At 62.6% G+C, this 18,028-nt stretch carries 18 protein-coding genes and 2 pseudogenes; 11 read left to right on the plus strand and 9 right to left on the minus strand.

Annotated features, from left to right (window positions below; genetic code table 11):
* The first annotated feature begins 79 nt into the window (after positions 1-79).
* The 6 genes and pseudogenes from NKJ04_RS10660 (at position 80) to NKJ04_RS10685 (ending at position 6,422) form a co-directional block, all read left to right on the plus strand.
* On the plus strand, positions 80-874 hold the full coding sequence (locus NKJ04_RS10660) for an ABC transporter ATP-binding protein (RefSeq protein ID WP_031212725.1): 795 nt from the start codon (positions 80-82) through the stop codon (positions 872-874).
* The gene (locus tag NKJ04_RS10665) at positions 871-1,752 is read left to right on the plus strand and encodes a branched-chain amino acid ABC transporter permease (protein ID WP_023809823.1); all 882 of its coding nucleotides are present in this window, start codon (positions 871-873) and stop codon (positions 1,750-1,752) included. Before NKJ04_RS10660 ends, NKJ04_RS10665 begins: the two co-directional genes overlap by 4 nt.
* Positions 1,753-1,755: 3 nt before the next feature.
* Positions 1,756-2,826 (plus strand): branched-chain amino acid ABC transporter permease, encoded by a 1,071-nt coding sequence (locus tag NKJ04_RS10670; RefSeq protein ID WP_352630040.1) that lies wholly within the window; start codon positions 1,756-1,758, stop codon positions 2,824-2,826.
* Positions 2,823-4,155, plus strand: a pseudogene (locus tag NKJ04_RS10675) (ABC transporter substrate-binding protein). The gene NKJ04_RS10670 and the pseudogene NKJ04_RS10675 overlap by 4 nt, the downstream one beginning before the upstream one ends.
* A gap of 86 nt (positions 4,156-4,241) precedes the next feature.
* Positions 4,242-5,591, plus strand: a complete 1,350-nt coding sequence (locus NKJ04_RS10680) for an ABC transporter substrate-binding protein (RefSeq protein ID WP_352674814.1) — start codon at positions 4,242-4,244, stop codon at positions 5,589-5,591.
* A 49-nt stretch (positions 5,592-5,640) separates the two neighbouring features.
* A pseudogene (locus NKJ04_RS10685) lies at positions 5,641-6,422 on the plus strand (ABC transporter ATP-binding protein).
* A gap of 96 nt (positions 6,423-6,518) precedes the next feature.
* Here the strand turns inward: NKJ04_RS10685 and NKJ04_RS10690 are convergent.
* Entirely contained in the window at positions 6,519-6,947 is a 429-nt protein-coding gene (locus NKJ04_RS10690) for a MarR family winged helix-turn-helix transcriptional regulator (RefSeq protein ID WP_352553456.1), read from the minus strand.
* A 150-nt stretch (positions 6,948-7,097) separates the two neighbouring features.
* Here NKJ04_RS10690 and NKJ04_RS10695 point away from each other — a divergent pair, with 150 nt between their 5' ends.
* Positions 7,098-7,955, plus strand: a complete 858-nt coding sequence (locus NKJ04_RS10695; protein WP_352674781.1) for an alpha/beta fold hydrolase — start codon at positions 7,098-7,100, stop codon at positions 7,953-7,955.
* A 76-nt stretch (positions 7,956-8,031) separates the two neighbouring features.
* Here the strand turns inward: NKJ04_RS10695 and NKJ04_RS10700 are convergent, their stop codons facing one another.
* Entirely contained in the window at positions 8,032-9,273 is a 1,242-nt protein-coding gene (locus tag NKJ04_RS10700) for an MFS transporter (RefSeq protein WP_023809817.1), read from the minus strand.
* A 173-nt stretch (positions 9,274-9,446) separates the two neighbouring features.
* Between NKJ04_RS10700 and NKJ04_RS10705 the strand changes: the two genes are divergently transcribed.
* The gene (locus tag NKJ04_RS10705; protein WP_023809816.1) at positions 9,447-10,331 is read left to right on the plus strand and encodes an AraC family transcriptional regulator; all 885 of its coding nucleotides are present in this window, start codon (positions 9,447-9,449) and stop codon (positions 10,329-10,331) included.
* Between the two features lie 117 nt (positions 10,332-10,448).
* On the opposite strand, the gene NKJ04_RS10710 is transcribed toward NKJ04_RS10705, so the two are convergent.
* From NKJ04_RS10710 to lgt, 7 genes are all read right to left on the minus strand, one after another.
* Entirely contained in the window at positions 10,449-11,384 is a 936-nt protein-coding gene (locus NKJ04_RS10710; RefSeq protein WP_013530002.1) for a ribose-phosphate pyrophosphokinase, read from the minus strand.
* Between the two features lie 63 nt (positions 11,385-11,447).
* Entirely contained in the window at positions 11,448-11,579 is a 132-nt protein-coding gene (locus NKJ04_RS10715; protein ID WP_280940280.1) for a hypothetical protein, read from the minus strand.
* 42 nt (positions 11,580-11,621) lie between these two features.
* Positions 11,622-12,209: a hypothetical protein gene (locus NKJ04_RS10720; protein ID WP_352440377.1), complete on the minus strand. Its 588-nt coding sequence runs from the start codon at positions 12,207-12,209 to the stop codon at positions 11,622-11,624.
* Positions 12,210-12,252: 43 nt separating this feature from the next.
* Positions 12,253-13,404, minus strand: coding sequence for a M24 family metallopeptidase (locus NKJ04_RS10725; protein WP_352674785.1), 1,152 nt, complete (start codon positions 13,402-13,404; stop codon positions 12,253-12,255).
* The gene (pgeF, locus tag NKJ04_RS10730) at positions 13,404-14,198 is read right to left on the minus strand and encodes a peptidoglycan editing factor PgeF (protein WP_352674788.1); all 795 of its coding nucleotides are present in this window, start codon (positions 14,196-14,198) and stop codon (positions 13,404-13,406) included. Before pgeF ends, NKJ04_RS10725 begins: the two co-directional genes overlap by 1 nt.
* A gap of 107 nt (positions 14,199-14,305) precedes the next feature.
* Complete coding sequence (locus NKJ04_RS10735; RefSeq protein WP_352674790.1) at positions 14,306-15,394, minus strand: class I SAM-dependent methyltransferase; 1,089 nt, start codon at positions 15,392-15,394, stop codon at positions 14,306-14,308.
* On the minus strand, positions 15,391-16,245 hold the full coding sequence (lgt, locus tag NKJ04_RS10740; RefSeq protein ID WP_352674793.1) for a prolipoprotein diacylglyceryl transferase: 855 nt from the start codon (positions 16,243-16,245) through the stop codon (positions 15,391-15,393). Before lgt ends, NKJ04_RS10735 begins: the two co-directional genes overlap by 4 nt.
* A gap of 166 nt (positions 16,246-16,411) precedes the next feature.
* Here lgt and NKJ04_RS10745 point away from each other — a divergent pair, with 166 nt between their 5' ends.
* From NKJ04_RS10745 to NKJ04_RS10755, 3 genes are all read left to right on the plus strand, one after another.
* On the plus strand, positions 16,412-16,711 hold the full coding sequence (locus NKJ04_RS10745) for an accessory factor UbiK family protein (protein WP_352674795.1): 300 nt from the start codon (positions 16,412-16,414) through the stop codon (positions 16,709-16,711).
* A gap of 344 nt (positions 16,712-17,055) precedes the next feature.
* The gene (locus tag NKJ04_RS10750) at positions 17,056-17,556 is read left to right on the plus strand and encodes a type III secretion system chaperone family protein (protein ID WP_013893499.1); all 501 of its coding nucleotides are present in this window, start codon (positions 17,056-17,058) and stop codon (positions 17,554-17,556) included.
* Between the two features lie 26 nt (positions 17,557-17,582).
* On the plus strand, positions 17,583-17,942 hold the full coding sequence (locus NKJ04_RS10755) for a tRNA-binding protein (RefSeq protein WP_023809809.1): 360 nt from the start codon (positions 17,583-17,585) through the stop codon (positions 17,940-17,942).
* Positions 17,943-18,028: the final 86 nt, after the last annotated feature.

The following is an 18,028-nucleotide window of genomic DNA, read 5'->3' on the forward strand; positions in this document are numbered from 1 at the left end:
ACGGCGCCGAAGGGAAAGCGGCCCGCGCCGCCGGACCGTCGGACTTTGCCTCTGTTAGCCACCATGGAGCGCTGAATTCATGACAACGCCATCCGCACCCGCATTGGAAGTCAAGAACATCTCCCTCGCATTCAAAGGCGTGAAGGCGATCTCCGATCTAAGTTTCGAGGTGGCGCCTCAGGAAATCTGCGCCCTGATCGGCCCGAATGGGGCGGGAAAAAGCTCGCTGCTGAACATACTGAACGGCGTCTATGTTCCCGATTCAGGCGAGATCATCTTCGAGGGCGAACATTTCCATCGGATGCAGCCGCTGGAGGCCGCGCGCCGCGGCATCGGCCGCGGGTTCCAGAACAACGCGCTGTTTTCGGGAATGAGTGTCGCCGACAATGTCATTGCCGGCCTGTCCAGGCATGCTCGCGCAACGCTCCTGGAAGAAGCACTGCTTTTGCCGCGCGCACGCGCCGAGGCGCGCCGTTTCCGCGAGCGCGCCCATGAAGTCCTGCGCCTCTTCGATCTGGAGCGGCATGCCGAGACCACCGTGGCCTTGCTGCCCTACGGCGTGCAGAAGAAGGTCGAACTAGCGCGCGCCATTGTCGCGGCTCCCCGCCTGCTGCTTCTCGATGAACCGCTGGCAGGCATGAACAGCGCCGAGAAACAGGAAATCGCGCAGATCATTGCCAGGCTGAACCGCGACCTGAAGCTGACGATCGTGCTGATCGAGCACGATATCGGCATCGTGCTGAAGCTCGCTCACCATGTCGTCGTGCTCGATTACGGGCGCAAGCTGGCCGATGGCGCGCCGGATACCATTCGCGACAATCCCGAGGTCATCGCCGCGTATCTGGGCCACGACAAGGTTGAGATCGCCGCATGAACATGTTTCTCGAAACCCTCATCGGCGGCCTGCTGGCGGGCACGATGTACTCGCTCGTCGCCATCGGCTTCGTGCTTATCTACAAGGCCTCCGGCGTCTTCAACTACGCGCAGGGGTCCATCCTGCTGTTTGCAGCCCTGACCTTCGTGTCGCTGACCGATCAGGGTGTGCCGGTGCTGGTGGCGCTGGCGATCACGGTGGTCGTGCTTGCGCTGATGGCAGTCGGGATCGAGAGGCTGATCCTGCGCCCGCTCGTCAACCGCAGCCCGATGACGCTGTTCATGGCGACGCTCGGGCTGGCCTACATCGTCGAAGGGACAGCCCAAGGGCTCATGGGGTCGCAGGTCAGGGCGCTCGATCTCGGCATCGAGGATCTGCCGATCTTCCTCGGCGACATCATGATCAGCCAGTTTGATCTCACCGCCGCCGCAGTCGCGCTCGTCCTGGTGGTGGCCCTGTCGCTGCTGTTCAACAAGACCCGCCTCGGAGTTGAGCTCAGGGGCGTGGCCGACGATACTCGCGCCGCTCTCTCCATCGGCATCGATGTCAACCGCATCTGGCAGATCGTCTGGACCATTGCGGGGCTCGTCGGGCTTGTGGCCGGTCTGCTCTGGGGCGCCCGCCAGGGCGTGCAGTTCTCATTGTCGCTGGTGGTGCTGAAGGCCCTGCCGGTGCTCATCATCGGCGGCTTCACCTCTATCGCCGGCGCCATCGTCGGCGGGCTCGTTGTCGGTGCAACGGAAAGCCTAGCCGAAACCTATATCGGCCCCTTCCTCGGCGGCGGCATCACGCCCTGGTTTGCCTATGCGCTGGCGCTCGCCTTCCTCTTCATCCGCCCCGCAGGTCTGTTTGGCGAACAGAAAATCGAAAGAGTCTGAATCATGTCCGATATTGAACTCCGGCTTACCGGCGGCATAGGCGAGGGCGCAAGCACCCGGACACTGGTCGGCATAGCCGCGGCTGCCCTCATTGTTGCCCTACCTTTCCTCGCCACGGAATACTGGATCAATGCTATCGCCGTGCCGTTCCTTATTCTGTCGCTGGCAGGTCTCGGCCTCAACCTTTTGACGGGTTATGCCGGCCAGATATCGCTCGGCGCCGGTGCGTTCATGATGGTGGGCGCCTATGCGGCATTTGCCTTCCAGCTGCGGCTGCCCGAACTGCCGCTGCCATTGGCACTGATAGCAGCCGGCATCGTCGCCGGCGCGGTCGGGTTCGCCTTCGGCTTTCCCTCGACCCGCATCAAGGGTTTCTATCTGATCGTCAGCACGCTTGCCGCGCAGTTCTTCTTCGAATGGCTGTTTCTCAAATTTCCGTGGTTCTACAACGGTGATCCGTCCGCCACGATCTCGCTTCCAGCGGGTCTGTCCGTCTTCGGCATCGATCTCAACAGCCCGCACGGACGCTATTACCTGACGCTCGCCAGCGTCGCCGTGCTGACCTGGCTTTCCTACAATCTCGTGCGCAGCCAGACCGGTCGCAACTGGATGGCCATCCGCGACATGGATACGGCAGCGGCCGTGATCGGTGTGCCGATCCTGCGCGCGAAACTCCAGGCCTTCGCCGTATCGAGCTTCATCTTGGGCATTGCGGGCGCACTCTGGGCATTTGCGTATCTCGGATCGGCCAGCGTGCAGAGCTTCGGCCTGACGCGATCCTACCAGATACTCTTCATCATCATCATTGGCGGCATGGGCACCATTCGCGGCGCTTATTTCGGAGCCGCCTTCGTCAGCCTGTTGCCGCTGGCGCTCGACTGGCTGTTCCAGCGGCTGCTCGGCGGCCATGTCGACGCCGGACTGCTTCAAAACATCCAGAAGGTGATCTTCGGGGTCCTCATCCTCTGGTTTCTCATCAAGGAACCGGAGGGACTAGCCCGCTTGCTGCAAAGACAGCGTGGAGATTTAGGCAATCGCCGCCTTGCGCGGCTCAAAATCAGGAGACAGACGTGAAGAAACTGATCATTGCCGCGCTTTTGGCGGGTGGCGCCTTCGTGGCGAGCCCCGCCACGCTCAACGCCGCGGACGTGTCGCAATATATCCCGCTGCCGACCTATCGTGTCGGTGCCTACGCCTCTTCGGGCGAACTCTGGTGGGCAGGCGAAAGGGACTATTTCCGCTATATCAATGAGGTCGAGGGCGGCATCGACGGGATAAAACTCAACTACGAAGAGTTCGAGACCGAGTGGAGCCCGGACCGGACTGTCGAGGTCTACGAGCGGGTCAAGGGCGGCAAGGATGGTTCGCCGATCGCTTTCTTCTTCACGCACGGCACGCCCGCGACCTATGCGCTGCTCGAGAAGGCTGCCGCCGACAAGATCCCGCTGATCGATCCGGCCGGTGGGCGCACCGAATCCATCGACGGCAGGGTGTTCCCGTATGCCTTCCCGCTGCTGTTCAGCTATTACAGCCAGGCCTCGACCGGCATCAACTATATCGCGTCCAAGGGTCGGTGGCTTCGATAAGCTCAAGGGCTTGAAGATAGCAACCGTCTATCACGACAGCGCCTATGGGCGTGCCACCCAGCCCGCTGTCGACCTGCTCGCCAAGAAATACGGCTTCGAGAACATCCAGATCCCCGTCGCCGATCCAGGCAATGAACAGTCGCCGCAATGGCGCCAGGTCCATGAGCTGAAGCCGGACTGGGTGTTCTTGCGCACCTGGGGTGTCTCCACCGTGGTGGGCATCAAGACGGCAGCCCGCTTCGGCTTTCCGGCCGATCATATCATCGGCGACGTCTGGGCCGGCTCCGAATCCGACGTCATCCCGGCCGGGAAGGCGGCGATCGGCTATTCCGCCCTTGCGCCTTATCCGGCGGGGGCCGATTTCGAGATCCATCAGCGGCTCAAGAAATTCATTCTCGACGCCGGCAAGTCCGACCTGCGCGATCAGAAGTATTTCGGCGCCGTCAATTACAATGTCGGTCTGGTCAATGCCGCGCTCGCCGTGGAGGCGCTCCGCACCGGCTACAAGAAGTTTGGCGCTCGTCCCCTGAATGGCGAGGAAGGCCGGTGGGCCTTCGAGCATCTGACCATCGACGAAAACCGTCTCAAGGAGATCGGCTTTGTCGGCCTGCTGCAGCCGATCCAGATCACGCCGCTTGACCATGAAGGCGGCGGCGCTGCCCGCATCCAGAGCTGGGATGGCAAGAAGTGGGTTCTCCAGACCGACTGGATCAAGGCCGACCACGAAGCGCTACGGCCGCTGATCGAGCAGCAAGCCGCCGCCTATGCCAAGGAACACGGCATCGCACCGCGTACGCCAGATACCGAAACCAATTGATATTCCACTTGATAGTCCCACCGGGGGAGGGGCGTCGTGCCCCTCCTTGCCTGAAACAGGAGTTCACCATGCACCAAAAGCTCGCCATGCACCAAAAGCTCTTGCGCGCTGCCCTGGCGGCTGCCACTTCGTTGCTGCTGCTTGCCAGTGCAGCCAAGGCCGTTGAAACCCAGCCGGGTCCCGACAGCGACAAACAGTTTTTCCCGATCGCCAGCTATCGCGTCGGCCCCTATGCGGCGTCGGGCGCTTCCATCTGGGCCGGGCAGATCGATTATTACCGCTATATCAACGAAGTCGAAGGCGGCATAAACGGCGTCAAGATTGTCTGGCAGGAATGCGAGACCGAATGGACGGCCGAAAAGGGCATCGAATGCTATGAGCGCTTCAAGCACGGGTTGAACGGCGCTCCGGTCGCCGCCTATTTCCCGAACGGCGCGCCGGCCGCCTATGCGCTTTCCGACCGCGCGGCCACGGACAAGATACCGCTGGTAACACTTGCCTACGGTCGCACCGAGGCCACCGACGGGCGTGTGTTCCCCTATATCTTTCCGGTCATGGTGACCTTCTACAGCGAGGCGTCGGCGGTCGTGAACTATGTTGCCGAGCGCGAAGGCGGCTTCGACAAGCTCAAGGGAAAGAAGATCGCCACCGTCTACCATGACAGCGCCTATGGCCGCGAGACGCTTGATCCGCTCGCCCTTCTGGCAAAGAAATACGGTTTCGAGAATATCCAGATTCCCGTTGCCGATCCGGGCAGCGAACAATCCTCGCAGTGGCGGCAGGTCCGCGAAGCAAAGCCGGACTGGGTGTTCCTGAGAACCTGGGGTGTTTCGACGCCGGTAGCCATCAAGACCGCGGTGCGTTTCGGCTTTCCCGCCGACCACATCATCGGCGATGTCTGGGCTTCGTCCGAGGAAGACGTGATCCCGGCCGGCGAAGCGGCGAAGGGATATCTGGCGCTGACGCCTTATCCGGCCGGCGCCGACTTCAAGATCCACGAGCGTTTGAAGAAGGACATCATCGACGCCGGCAAGTCCGACCTGCGCGATACCAAGGCCTTCGGCAGCGTCTATTACAATTCAGGTCTCGTCGGCGCCCTGCTCTCTGTGGAGATCGTTCGGCAGGCCCAGGCCAAGTTCGGCAACCGCCCGATCACCGGAGAAGAAGGCCAGTGGGCGCTGGAGCACCTGAAGCTTGATGACGCAGCCCTTGAAAGGGCAGGTTTCCGAGGCCTGGTGCAGAACCTCCAACTGACGCCCGCGGACCATGAGGCCGGCGGCGCGGTGCGCGTGCAGCAATGGAACGGGTCCAAATGGTCTCTCGTCAGCGACTGGGTGCAGGCCGATCGCACAACGCTGCGTCCGTTGATCGACGCGAAATCCGAGGCCTATGCCAAGGAGCATGGAATTACGCCCCGCGATATCGGCAGCAACTGACAGGACGCGGCGGCCGCTTTGACGGTTTCCCACGATAAGGAGAAACGCCATGACCACGACATCGAAGCCCGTCGCCCCGGCGGCTGATCAGGACACCCTTCTCGAAGTGTCGGGCATCGAAGTCGTCTATGGGGGCGCCATTCTGGCCGTCGCCGATGTGTCGCTGACGATCGGCAACGGCGAAATCGTTGCTTTGCTTGGAGCGAACGGTGCCGGCAAGAGTACTGTGCTCAAGGCGATTTCGGGCCTGGCCAGCGCCGATCGGGCCAAGGTGCGCCGGGGGCATATTCGCCTCGACGGTGAGGATATTCTCGGGCTTGCGGCCAACAGACTGGCAACGCGGGGCATCGTCCACGTCATGGAAGGGCGCCATGCTTTTCGCATCTGACGGTCGAGGAGAACCTCTTGACCGGCGCATTTCTGCACCGGCCAAGCCGCAAGGAGCTGCAGCGTCAGCTCGACGACGTCTACGGCTGGTTTCCACGCCTGCGCGACAAGCGGCGCACGCATGCCGGGCTTGCGTCCGGCGGCGAACAGCAGATGCTGGCCATCGGCCGGGCGTTGTTGACGCAACCAAGGCTCGTCCTGCTCGACGAGCCCTCCATGGGGCTCGCACCGCGCATCGTTCAGGAAATCTTCGCGATCATCGCGCGCCTTAACCGGGAGAAAGGGACGGCCTTTCTGCTGGCGGAGCAGAATGCGGCTCTCTCGCTTGCCTACGCACAGCGCGGCTATGTTCTTGACACCGGCCGCGTGGCGCTCGAAGGGCCGGCGGCCGACCTTGCAGCGCGTGACGATCTCCACCGCATCTATCTGGGCGACGCGCCCTGACGCAGTCGTCGCGTTCGATCCGCGAATGTCTTCGAGGATGCATCTCGCGGGCAGAGGCCGGCGGGTGAGGTCCGACCGTCGAGAAGGCCGGGCCGGCTACCGGTCGCCGATCAACGCGGTGCGTAGCGCCTGGATCTGCCGGTTCAAGGCATCGAGCTGCGCCAGCGTCATGCCCGAGCGCTCGATCAAGGCTTCATTCAGGCAGTTGCATTGCACCAGCAGCCCGCGCCCGGCTGATGTCAGGTCGACCTGCACCTGGCGTTCGTCGGTCTGGCTGCGCTGGCGGGTCACCAGCCCGGCCTGCTCCATTCGCTTTACCAGCGGCGTGACGGTGCTCGATTCCAGAGCGAGCCTGTGGGCGATCGTGCCGACCGACATGCCGTCAGCCTCTCCAAGTGCGTTCAGTACCAGGTACTGCGGATAGGTGATGCCCATCTCGTCCAGCATAGGCTTGTAGCTGCGGTTGATGGCCATGCTGGTGGCATAGAGCGTGAAACAGAGCTGATTGTCCAACGGGAGAGGCACGGCGCATTCCTTTTGCCAATATGGGCGTCAATTCGATACCACTAAAAATGATATCGCGATATATATTTTTGTGGACAAGGGTTTTGAGTCGAGCTAGCTAAATCGTTATCGCGATATCGTTTATCGCGAAAACAACAGCAGGAGATTGAGATGACCTCGCAAACCAAGCCCAGTTCCGGCAGCGGTACGATCACCACCAAGGACGGAACGCAGATTTACTACAAGGACTGGGGGACCGGGCAGCCTGTCGTCTTTCATCACGGCTGGCCGTTGAGCAGCGACGATTGGGACGCTCAGATGCTGTTCTTCCTGTCACAGGGCTACCGTGTCATTGCACATGATCGTCGTGGCCACGGCCGCTCGACCCAGACCGATATCGGCAACGAGATGGATACCTATGCCGCCGACGTCGCGGAACTCACCGCTCATCTGGACCTCAAGAACGCCATCCATGTCGGCCATTCGACCGGCGGCGGCGAAGTGGCGCGCTATGTCGCCAAATACGGCGCCGAAGGCCGTGTCGCCAAGGCGGTGCTGATCGGCGCGGTGCCGCCGATCATGCTCAAGACCGCTGCCAATCCCGGCGGCCTGCCGATCGAGGTCTTCGACGGCTTCCGCTCTGCCCAGGCAGCCAATCGCGCCCAGTTCTTCCGCGATGTTCCCGCCGGTCCATTCTATGGGTTCAACCGCCCGGGCGCGGACATCTCGCAGGGCGTCATCGACAATTGGTGGCGCCAGGGCATGATGGGCGGCACCAAGGCGCATTATGATTGTATCATGGCTTTCTCGGAAACCGACTTCACGGAGGATCTGAAGGCAATCGACGTGCCGGTCCTGGTCATGCACGGAGACGACGACCAGATCGTTCCGATCGCCGACTCGGCGCTGCTGACGATCAAGCTGCTCAAGAAGGGCGAGCTTAAGGTCTACGAGGGTTTTCCGCACGGCATGGCCACAACCCATGCCGATGTCATCAACGCCGACCTGCTGGCCTTCTTCAAGGCATAGGGCTTTCCGAATAGCCTACAAAAATGCACCCGCCATCAGGCGGGTGCATTTTTTGTGAGGTTCAGATTAGCGTGATCTAGGCAACTAACTGCGCTTTGCGTGCTTCCTTCATGTTCGGCAGGAACACGGTGAGCAATCCAAGAAACGGCAAATACGAGCAGATCTGGAAGACGAAATCGATGCCCTTCATGTCGGCGACGATGCCGAGCACGGCCGCCGCGATGCCGCCCATGCCGAAGGCGAAGCCGAAGAAGATGCCGGCGATCATGCCGACGCGGCCCGGCACGAGCTCCTGCGCAAAGACGACGATGTTCGAGAAGGCCGAGGACAGGATCAGGCCGATCAGCACCGTCAGCACCATCGTCCATTCCAGATTGGCGTAGGGCAGGGCGAGCGTGAAAGGCAGCACGCCGACGATGGAGAACCAGATCATCGCCTTCTGTCCGTAGCGGTCGCCGAACGGGCCGCCGAGCAGGATGCCCAGCGCCGAGGCACCGAGGAACAGGAACAGCATGACCTGCGACATCTGCACCGAAACGCCGAACTTATGCATGGAATAGAAGGTGTAGTAGCTGGCGAGGCTGGCGATGTAGGCATTCTTGCTCAGCACCAGCAATGTCAGCACGATCAATGCATTCGTCACCTTGCGGCGCGGGAAAGGCGAAACGAAGCTCGCCGCCTTGCGGGTGCCCTGCGCGGCACGCAGCCGGCTGTACCAGCCGCCGACCTGCCACAAAACGATGATGCCGATCAGCGAGCCGACGGCGAACCAGGAAATGCTGGTCTGGCCGAACGGCACGACGATGAAGGCCGCCAGCAGCGGCCCCATGGACTGGCCGAAATTGCCGCCAACCTGGAACAGTGACTGCGCCAGGCCGAAGCGGCCGCCGGAGGCGAAGCGGGCGATGCGCGAGGATTCCGGATGGAAGATCGCCGAGCCGATGCCGATCAGCGAGGCGCCGATCAGCAGCAGCGAATAATGCCCGGCATAGGCGAGCACAATCAGGCCGATCAGCGATGACGCCATGCCGTAGGGCAGCGAGTAGGGCATCGGCCGCTTGTCGGTGATCATGCCGATCACAGGCTGCAGCAGCGACGCGGTCACCTGGAAGGTGAAGGTCAACAAGCCGATCTGCCAGAAATCGAGGCCATAATTCTCTTTCAGGAGCGGGTAAATGGCCGACAGCAGCGACTGCATGATATCGTTGATGCAATGGCAGAAGCTCACCGCCAGGATGACGGTGAAGGCCGTCGCCTGGGCTGAAGCGTGACTGGTGGTCGCCGGTGGGGCGACGCTGGCGGCTATCGTATCGGTCAAGGTAGGCTCCGTGGTCTTTTTGGCGGGCAGGCCCGCAGGCAGTTGACGGACGCACCTGCGGCCGCCTTGTCGGACGCTCCTGTGGAGCGCTTGGGGACGGTGCCTTATAAGCTGCTTGCGGGATGACTTCTTTCGTGGTTTGGTCCAATAGTTTCGCAAGTGGGCCATATCGGATGCCGCACGGCAAAGAAGTCTTTCACGCTGGCAACGCCAATCTCGGCCAGTTGCACGAGAGCCGCTGGCAGTGGCTTGAGCAAGTGGCCGGGCCGGCGGTGGCATTGCCGACCGAATATCCCGATGGCTACCGTGTGCCGCAGCACCGCCACAGCCGCAGCCAGCTCTTGCATGCGCTTGTCGGCGTGGTGTTGGTGACGACGCGCTACGGGCGCTGGATGGTGCCGCCGGACCACGCGATGTGGATTCCAGCCGGCACCGAGCATTCCGTCGAGATGCTGGGCGATGTCTCGATGCGTTCGGTCTATGTCATGCCACAGGCGATCCCCGGGCTGCCCGAAGGCTTGCGCGTCGTCGGCGTCACCGACCTGATGCACAGCCTGATCGTGGAATCGGAAAAGCTGCCGCAAGGCGGCGTTCTGGAAGGACGCGGTGGGCTGATCATGAACCTTTTGCTGCACGAAATCCCGACCTTGCCGGAACGGCCTCTCGGGCTGCCATTCCCGTCCGATCCGAGGCTGTCGGCGCTGTGCCGGCGCTTCGTCGCCGCACCGTCGCCGCACGCGACGATCGATGAATGGGCGGATGCCGCCGGCATGAGCCGGCGTTCGTTCACGCGCGCCTTCCAGCGCCAGACCGGCCTGTCGCTGTCGACATGGCGCCAGCAGGCCTGCCTGTTCGCGGCGCTGCCCAGGCTGGCGGACGGCGAGCCGATCACCAGGGTGGCGCTCGATCTCGGTTATGACAGCGTGCCGGCCTTCATCACCATGTTCAAGCGCATGCTGGGGACCTCGCCGCGCGGCTATATGCGCGGCGCACGAGAGAGCGTCGAGGTCGCTCGTCGCCTGATCGGGCCGGTTCGGTTGGAAAGCTCTGCGCCGTAACGGCAGGTGCTGTTCTAGAAGCATCTCACCGTTTCACGGAAACGGCGATCTGCTCTAACTCTTTGTTTTGACGCGGTTCTAGACGGAAAACCGCTTCACACTTTTCCTGGAATTGCTCTAGTCGAACAGGCTCGACACCGATTCTTCGGTCGCGGTGCGCGAAATGGCTTCGCCCATCAGGTCGGCGATCGAGATGACGCGGATGTTGGGAGCATCGAGCACGCCCTGCGTCGGCTGGATGGAATCGGTGATCACCAGTTCCTGGAGCTTCGAACCGCTGATGCGGGCAACCGCGCCGCCCGACAGCACGCCGTGCGTGATATAGGCGGTGACGCTGGTGGCGCCGTTGGCCAGCAGCGCATCGGCGGCGTTGCACAGCGTGCCGCCGGAATCGACGATGTCGTCGATAAGCAGGCAATCCTTGCCGGCGACCGCGCCGATGATGTTCATGACTTCCGATTCGCCGGGACGCTCGCGGCGCTTGTCGACGATGGCCAGTTGCGCATCGAAGCGCTTGGCCAGCGCACGGGCGCGGACCACGCCGCCAATGTCGGGCGAGACCACCACGACGTTGCCGAGCTGCTTGTATTTGGCCTTCACGTCGCGGGCCATCACCGGCACGGAAAACAGATTGTCGGTCGGAATGTCGAAGAAGCCCTGGATCTGGCCGGCATGCAGGTCAAGCGTCAGAACGCGGTCGACACCGGCGCGGGTGATCATGTTGGCGACCAGCTTGGCCGAGATCGGCGTGCGGCCGGAGGCGCGGCGGTCCTGCCTGGCGTAGCCGAAATAGGGGATGACCGCCGTGATGCGCTTGGCCGAGGAACGCATGAAGGCATCGATCATGATGAGCAATTCCATCAAATGATCGTTGGTTGGGAACGAGGTCGATTGCAGGATGAAGACATCCTCGCCGCGCACGTTTTCCTGGATTTCGACGAAGATTTCCTGGTCGGCGAAGCGCCTGACCGTGGCTTTGCCCAGCGGGACGTTGAGGTACCGGGCGACCGCTTCGGCCAGCACCCTGTTGGAATTGCCCGCGAAGAGTTTCATGCACGGTTCCTGGTGGAGGATGATGAGACCTGACGGACTCGCTTGCGCCCTTTAACCGGGCTTTTAGCGGCCCGCGCCGGTATTGCAAGCGCCGAGATCGGGAATCCGCCGGCTAAACTCAAGAAAGCTCCGCGCCATCGCCGGGCTGCAACAGGGAGCAGCGGACTTGCGCTGCCCCTTCTTCTCGTCGGGCATCGGATTTTCCCAAAACCGTCTCCACTTTTGGGTCCGATGCCTCTAGCCCGCCTTGCCGCCGAGCCAGGCCGCGAATTGGTCGATGGTCTGGTCGGCGATCGTCTGCATGGTGGCCGGCGAGACCCCCTTCCAGCTGTCGCCGCCCGCGCTGGCGCCGGAATTGACCGACGGGGCCTTCTGCTGACCATTGATGCGGTGCAGCCGGTTGCCGGCGGGGTCATAGACATCCCAGACGTAGATGACGGTGATGTCGGCGCCTTCCGACATCGTCGAGAAATAGCCCTTCAGCACATGTGTCACGGTCTGGTCGGCGCTGCCGGCGAGCGTGATACCGCGCTGCCTGGCGCGGGTCTGCAACTCCGCCGTCAGAGGTGTCGCGGCTTCCACCGAAGCGCCGACGATCGGCGCGATCTGCAGGCGGGTCTTCGACAGGATGGCAGCGCTTTGGGCTGATGTGACCGGTGCGGCGGTGGTTGCGGGAGCGCCCGCCGTGCTGGTGGCGGGCAGCGTCTGGGTCGACGTCGCCGGCGGCGTGATCGCCGACGGTTCGAGCACGTCCTTTGCGTTGGTGCAGGCGGCAAGAGCCAATGCCACAAGCAATGACACGGTCGTCACATGCGATCGTCTCATTTGCCTTCTAACTCCTTGGCGAAGAACGCCTCCCACTGTGGATTCACTGTACGATCAAGTCGAGATCATGGCGGGACAGCGGCTTGGGCTGGGATTCGGTGGTCAGGTAGGTCCGGCCAAGCGTCATCGCCGTCTCGGTATCGGAGTCCATGATGATCATATGGGCGAACAGCGTCATGTTGGGCGCGATCGGTTCGGGATTGCCCTGGTAGAACATCGGCATGTCCATCCAGGACGGGGTGAAGCGGGCGCCGACTGAATAGCCGCAGGCGTTCAGCCGGTGCTTGGTCAGGCCGTGCGCCTCCATGGTGCGGGCATGCGCATCGAAGACGTCGCCGAAGCTGTTGCCCGGCGTCATCGCCTTTTCGACAGCCAGGAGTGCCGCGCGGGCGGCGTCGAACAGTTCCTGATGGCGCTTCGACACCTTGCCGGTCAGCACCGTGCGCATCATCGGTGCGTGGTAGTGGTTGAAGACGCCGGCCCATTCGAGCGTCAGCTGGTCATTTTTGGTGAGCTTGCGGCGGCCGGCCTTGTAGCGGCACAGCAGCGCATCGATGCCGGAGCCGATGATGAATTCGTTGGCCGGATAGTCGCCGCCGCCGGCAAAGATCGCACCCTGCATGGCGGCCAGGATCAGGGCTTCGTCGCCGCCTTGCTTGATCAGCGGCAGCGCCGCGTCGAGCGCATCATCGGAAAGATTGGCGGCCTTCTCGGCCTTTGCGACCTCGGCCGGGCTCTTGAACAGGCGCAGACGGCCGACAATGCCGGACGCATCGGCGATCTGGCCGAAGGTCTGCAACTGTTCGTCGAGCCGTCGGCCATTGAACGCGGTCAGGCCATGGGTGTCGTATTCGACACCGATGCGGGCGCCGAGCAGGTCGAGTTCGTTGAGCAGATTGCGCAGGTCGACCGCCGGATTGGCGCCGTTGCGGTCCGTCCACAAGACGATGTTGTCGATAATCGAGGTCTGACGCGCCTGGCGCAGGTCGGCCGAGCGGGTCAGAAGCACCATCGAACCGTCGGCCTTCACCACCAGGCACTGGAAGAAGCAGAAGCCGAACGTGTCGTAGCCGGTCAGCCAATACATGCTTTCCTGCGCGAACAGCAGGATGGCGTCGAGCTTCTTTTCGGCCATCTCGATGATCAGCCGGTCGCGCCGCGCGTCAAATTCAGATCGTTCAAAATGCAGCGCCATTATTCCCTCTCCAAGACAATTGCCGAAACCTGCCGGCCGTAATCGGGCTCCTTGCGATGCGTGGTGCGCCGGTAGGAGTAGAACAGGCCCTCCTCGGCGTAAGTGCAGCGGTCGAGGCCCTCAGCCGTCACGCCGGCCTTGGCCAACCGGTCAACCGTGTAGCGGTTGAGGTCGAACATCGCATGGCCGGCATTGGCGGACGGCGCGAAATAGAGGATGTTTTCGGCGTCGGCATCGACAAAGCGGGCGACGAATTCCGGGCCGACCTCGTAGTTTTGCGGGCCGATGGAGGGGCCCAGCACGGCGACGATGTTTTGACGCCGGGCGCCGAGGCTTTCCATTGCCAGGATGGTGTTTTCGAGCACGCCAGTGAACGCGCCTTTCCAGCCGGCATGCGCGGCGCCGATGATGCGCGCCTCGGCATCAGCGAACAACACGGGACCGCAATCGGCGGTCGAAGCGCCGATGGCGATGCCCGGTCGGTCGGTGACGATGGCGTCTGCCTTGGGCCGCTCGCCGGCAAAGGGCTCCCTGGCGATGATGACGTCGGGCGAATGGATTTGCCAGGCGGTTAACAGATGGCTCGCCGGCACGCCCATCCATGCCGCGACACGGGCGCGGTTCTGCGCCACAAGCATCGGGTCGTCATTCGATCCGGTGCCAATGTTGAGGCCCTGGTAGATGCCGCCGGAGACACCGCCGACGCGGGTGAAATAGCCGTGGCGAATGCCTTGTGCCCGCGCCTTGTCCAGCAGCGGCGACCGAACGGGATCCGGTTTGGTCTGATTCAGCATGCGGGCGTTGTTGTCCGTGTGGGCGGTTTCGTCAAGAAGAAGGTGCTTGGTCGAGAACAGGCGCTGCAAAGCGCGGACGGGAGATTGGGAGGGGTGGCGGTAAAAAGTCAATCCGCCCCGGCGAAGGGCCGAACCGCCACGTCGCGGGGCAGTACCGCAAGCACCTTGAACAGCTCGCCCATGGCTTGCGGCCCTGCGAGGCGCTCGACGTCCCCGGCGATCCTTTCGCGCGCCGCCTGGCCGGCATCGGCGCCAAGCCGGCCGGCGCGCTCGAGGATACCCATGCCGAGGAGGAAGTCGCCCTGTGTCGTCAGATGAGCTTCGAGGCCATGTGCACGCACGATCATGGCAAGGGCGGCGAAATCGACATGGGAGGTGAGGTCGGCCTCACCGGGATTGGCCAGCACATCTTCGTGATCGTGGCTGCGCAAGGCCTGCAGCGTGTCCCCGACACCCGGCTGGAGATGGCCGTAGTCGAGAAACAGGCCAACGCCGCCATGCCTGGATATGCGCTCGGCGATCGTTGCCATGAGCGCGGTGCGGGCAGGCGCCACTTCGGCAATCGCACCTTGCGGCGCTTGAGTGGCATCGGCGGGCAGCAGCGTTGGGTCGACCGAACCGGCGCCGGCGAAGAAGCAAAGGTCGTTGGTCTCGTCGAGGCCGACCATGCGCTCGCGCCAGCCGGTGCCGGCGCGGACGAACTGGCGGATGGGCACGGCGTCGAACAGTTCGTTGCCGACGATGAACAGCGGTTGCTGCGGCAAGGTCTCGATGGTTTCATGCCAGCCAACCGCGAAGGGTGTGGCACCAAGCGTCTGCTTCTGCACCTCGGTCAGGCGCGGGCTGGTCTCGATCATGGCGAAGGTGGCGCCGCTGGCCAGATCAGGATCGAGCCGCGACAGCGTACGCAGCATGTCCTTCATCAGCGTGCCGCGGCCGGGGCCGATCTCGGCGATGGTGGCCGGCAGCCGCCGGCCGCTCGCCTGCCACGCCTGGTACATCCACACGGCGACCAGTTCGCCGAACATCTGGCTGATTTCCGGCGCGGTGATGAAGTCGCCGGCCGCACCAAAAGGTTCGCGCGTCGTGTAGTAGCCGTCCGCCGGGTCGAACAGGCACAGCGCCATGTATTCGTTGATCGGAAGCGGCCCCAAGGCCTCGATCAGGTCAACGATGCGGGTCTTCAGCCTTGTCATGCCGGCTGCGGCTGCGTCACCGGCCTGGCGGTCAGCATCGCCCAGATGCCGGCCAGTACCATCGGCGTCGACAGGATCATGCCCATGGTCAGCCAGTTGGTGCCGAGGAGGTAGCCGAGCTGCTGGTCGGGCTCGCGGAAGAACTCGACGAAAATGCGCGACAGGCCGTAGCCGCAGATGAAGGCGCCGCCGACGAAGCGCGGCGTCTTCAACTTGAGGCGCGAATGGGTGAGGATGCGCAGCACGAGGAACAGCACCACGCCTTCGAGAAGCGCCTCGTAGAGCTGGCTCGGGTGACGGGCAAACGGCCCGCCATTGGGGAATTCGAAAGCCCAGGGCACATCGGTCGGGCGCCCCCACAGCTCGGAGTTGATGAAGTTGGCGACGCGCACCAGGCCAAGGCCGACCGGCACGCCGGCCGCCACGACGTCAAACAGCGACCAGATGCGGATGCCGCGCTTGATGGAAAACAGCGTCATGGCGAGGATGACGCCGAGCAGGCCGCCATGGAACGACATACCGCCTTGCCAGACCGCCAAGATGTCGAGCGGGTGGGCGATGTAGCGCGGCAGATCATAGAACAGCACATAGCCGGTGCGGCCGCCCAGCACGACGCCGATGGCCGCCCAGACGATGAAATCGTCGAGATCCTCCGGCTTCATCGGCAGGACGCCGTTCGGCCATAGCTTGGCATTAGAGGCGAGCCGCTTGGCATACCACCAGGCGAACAGGATGCCGACGATATAGCCGACGCCATACCAATGCACCGCCAGCGGCCCGATCTGGATGAGGATCGGGTTGATGTTGGGGAAGGGTAGGGAGGCCAGAGGCAGCAGGAAATATTCGTTCAACGGGGAACTCTCGGTTGCGAACGTGTTTGCGCGCGGACCATGCGGCAGGGTTTTGGCAGGGTCAAGGCAAGGTGGGCGCCCTCGACTTGATGCCGCAGCGCGGCGCAACATGCTTGCATTCGACGCGCGGCGCCATTACCTCATTTCGAGCAAGCGAGGATTTGCCATGTCGACCGGACCGAACCGCATTCTCGATGAATTCGCCAAGCTGATGACCGATGCCGCCGGCGCTGCCCAGGGCGTGCGCCGGGAGGTGGAGACCGCCTTCAAAGGCCAGGCCGAACGCATCCTCAACACCATGGACGTGGTGCAGCGCGAAGAGTTCGAGGCCGCGCGCGAGATGGCCGCCAAGGCCCGGGAAGAAAACACCCGCCTTGCCGCCCGTATCGAGGTGCTCGAGGCGAAGCTTGCGGAACTGGCCGGTGACGCCGCACCGGCGGCGGCCAAGCCCCGCACAAAAAAATAATCGTTAAACTTTTCCACATAGCCCGATCCTGAAAAGCGCTTTGCCGTGAATCGCTTAACGGCATTGCATGAATCTTTGTGACAGCGGCTTTCCACATGCGAATGACGCAGTGCGAAAAATTGGGCTGTTCACGCGACTCCCGATCAATAGACTGAATTTGTTGCATGATTCGGAGCAGGGTCATGCGACCGGGCGGTGGGGTCCGGTCTGGGGTCTTTGCGTCGAGAAGTCGTCTTTTGCGCAGGAAAGTCCTGGCCGTCCGAGTTCTAGACAAGATTGTTCGTTGTGTGTGCCCTCCCGCGGAGCGTGTGGCGGCGCTCGTACAGAACGACAGGAAGCATTCCATGGAACTTCTCGAACTCGAATTCTCCCGCGAAATCCATCCGGTGGATGTTATCGAGCAGGTGGCCCACAACAACGACTGGTCCTTTGAGCGGGCAGGCGACGACGAGATTTCGATCTCGGTTGCCGGAAGCTGGACCGACTATCACGTCTCCTTTTCGTGGATGGAGGATTTCGAAGCGCTGCACCTAGCCTGTGCCTTCGACATCAAGGTGCCGGAGACCCGCGCGCTGGAAGTGATGCGGCTCTTGTCGTTGATCAACGAGCAGATGCTGTTTGGCCATTTCGACCTCTGGGAGCAGGAGGGCGCGATTATGTTCCGCCAGTCGCTGCTGCTGGCCGGCGGGGTCGAGCCGTCGAGCCAGCAGGTCGAAGTGTTGCTGTCGTCGGCGCTGGAAGCCTGCGAATGCTATTTCCAGGCGTTCCAGTTCGTCGTCTGGTCGGGAACCTCGGCCAAGGACGCCCTGGCCGGCGTGCTGTTCGAGACCTACGGCAACGCCTGAGTCCCCGTGAGGCAGACAAGACCAAGATGAGTTCGAACAGCGAGCGCAAGCCCGAGATCAGTTTTGCCGATTTCGATCGTGTCGACATCCGCGCCGGCACGATCGTCGAGGCCGAACCGTTTCCCGAGGCGCGCAAGCCCGCATTCAAGCTGAAGATCGATTTCGGCCCCGGCATCGGCATCAAGAAATCGTCGGCGCAGATCACCAAATATTATACACCGGAGACGCTGATCGGCCGGCAGGTGTTCGCGGTGGTCAATTTCCCGCCGCGCCAGATCGGTCCATTCATGTCGGAAGTGCTGACGCTCGGCTTTCCCGACGAAGAGGGCGCTGTGGTGCTCGGAGCGATTGAGCGCAAGGTGCCGGATGGCGGGCGGTTGTTTTAGGCTAGAGCCTTTCACGTTTTGACGGAAGCGTATCCGGCGTTTTCGAAGTAGTTCTTGCATTCGGCTGCCTCGATTGTTTCGACGAG

It is taken from the genome of Mesorhizobium sp. M0618 (assembly GCF_040320765.1).
Taxonomy (GTDB): Bacteria; Pseudomonadota; Alphaproteobacteria; order Rhizobiales; family Rhizobiaceae; genus Mesorhizobium.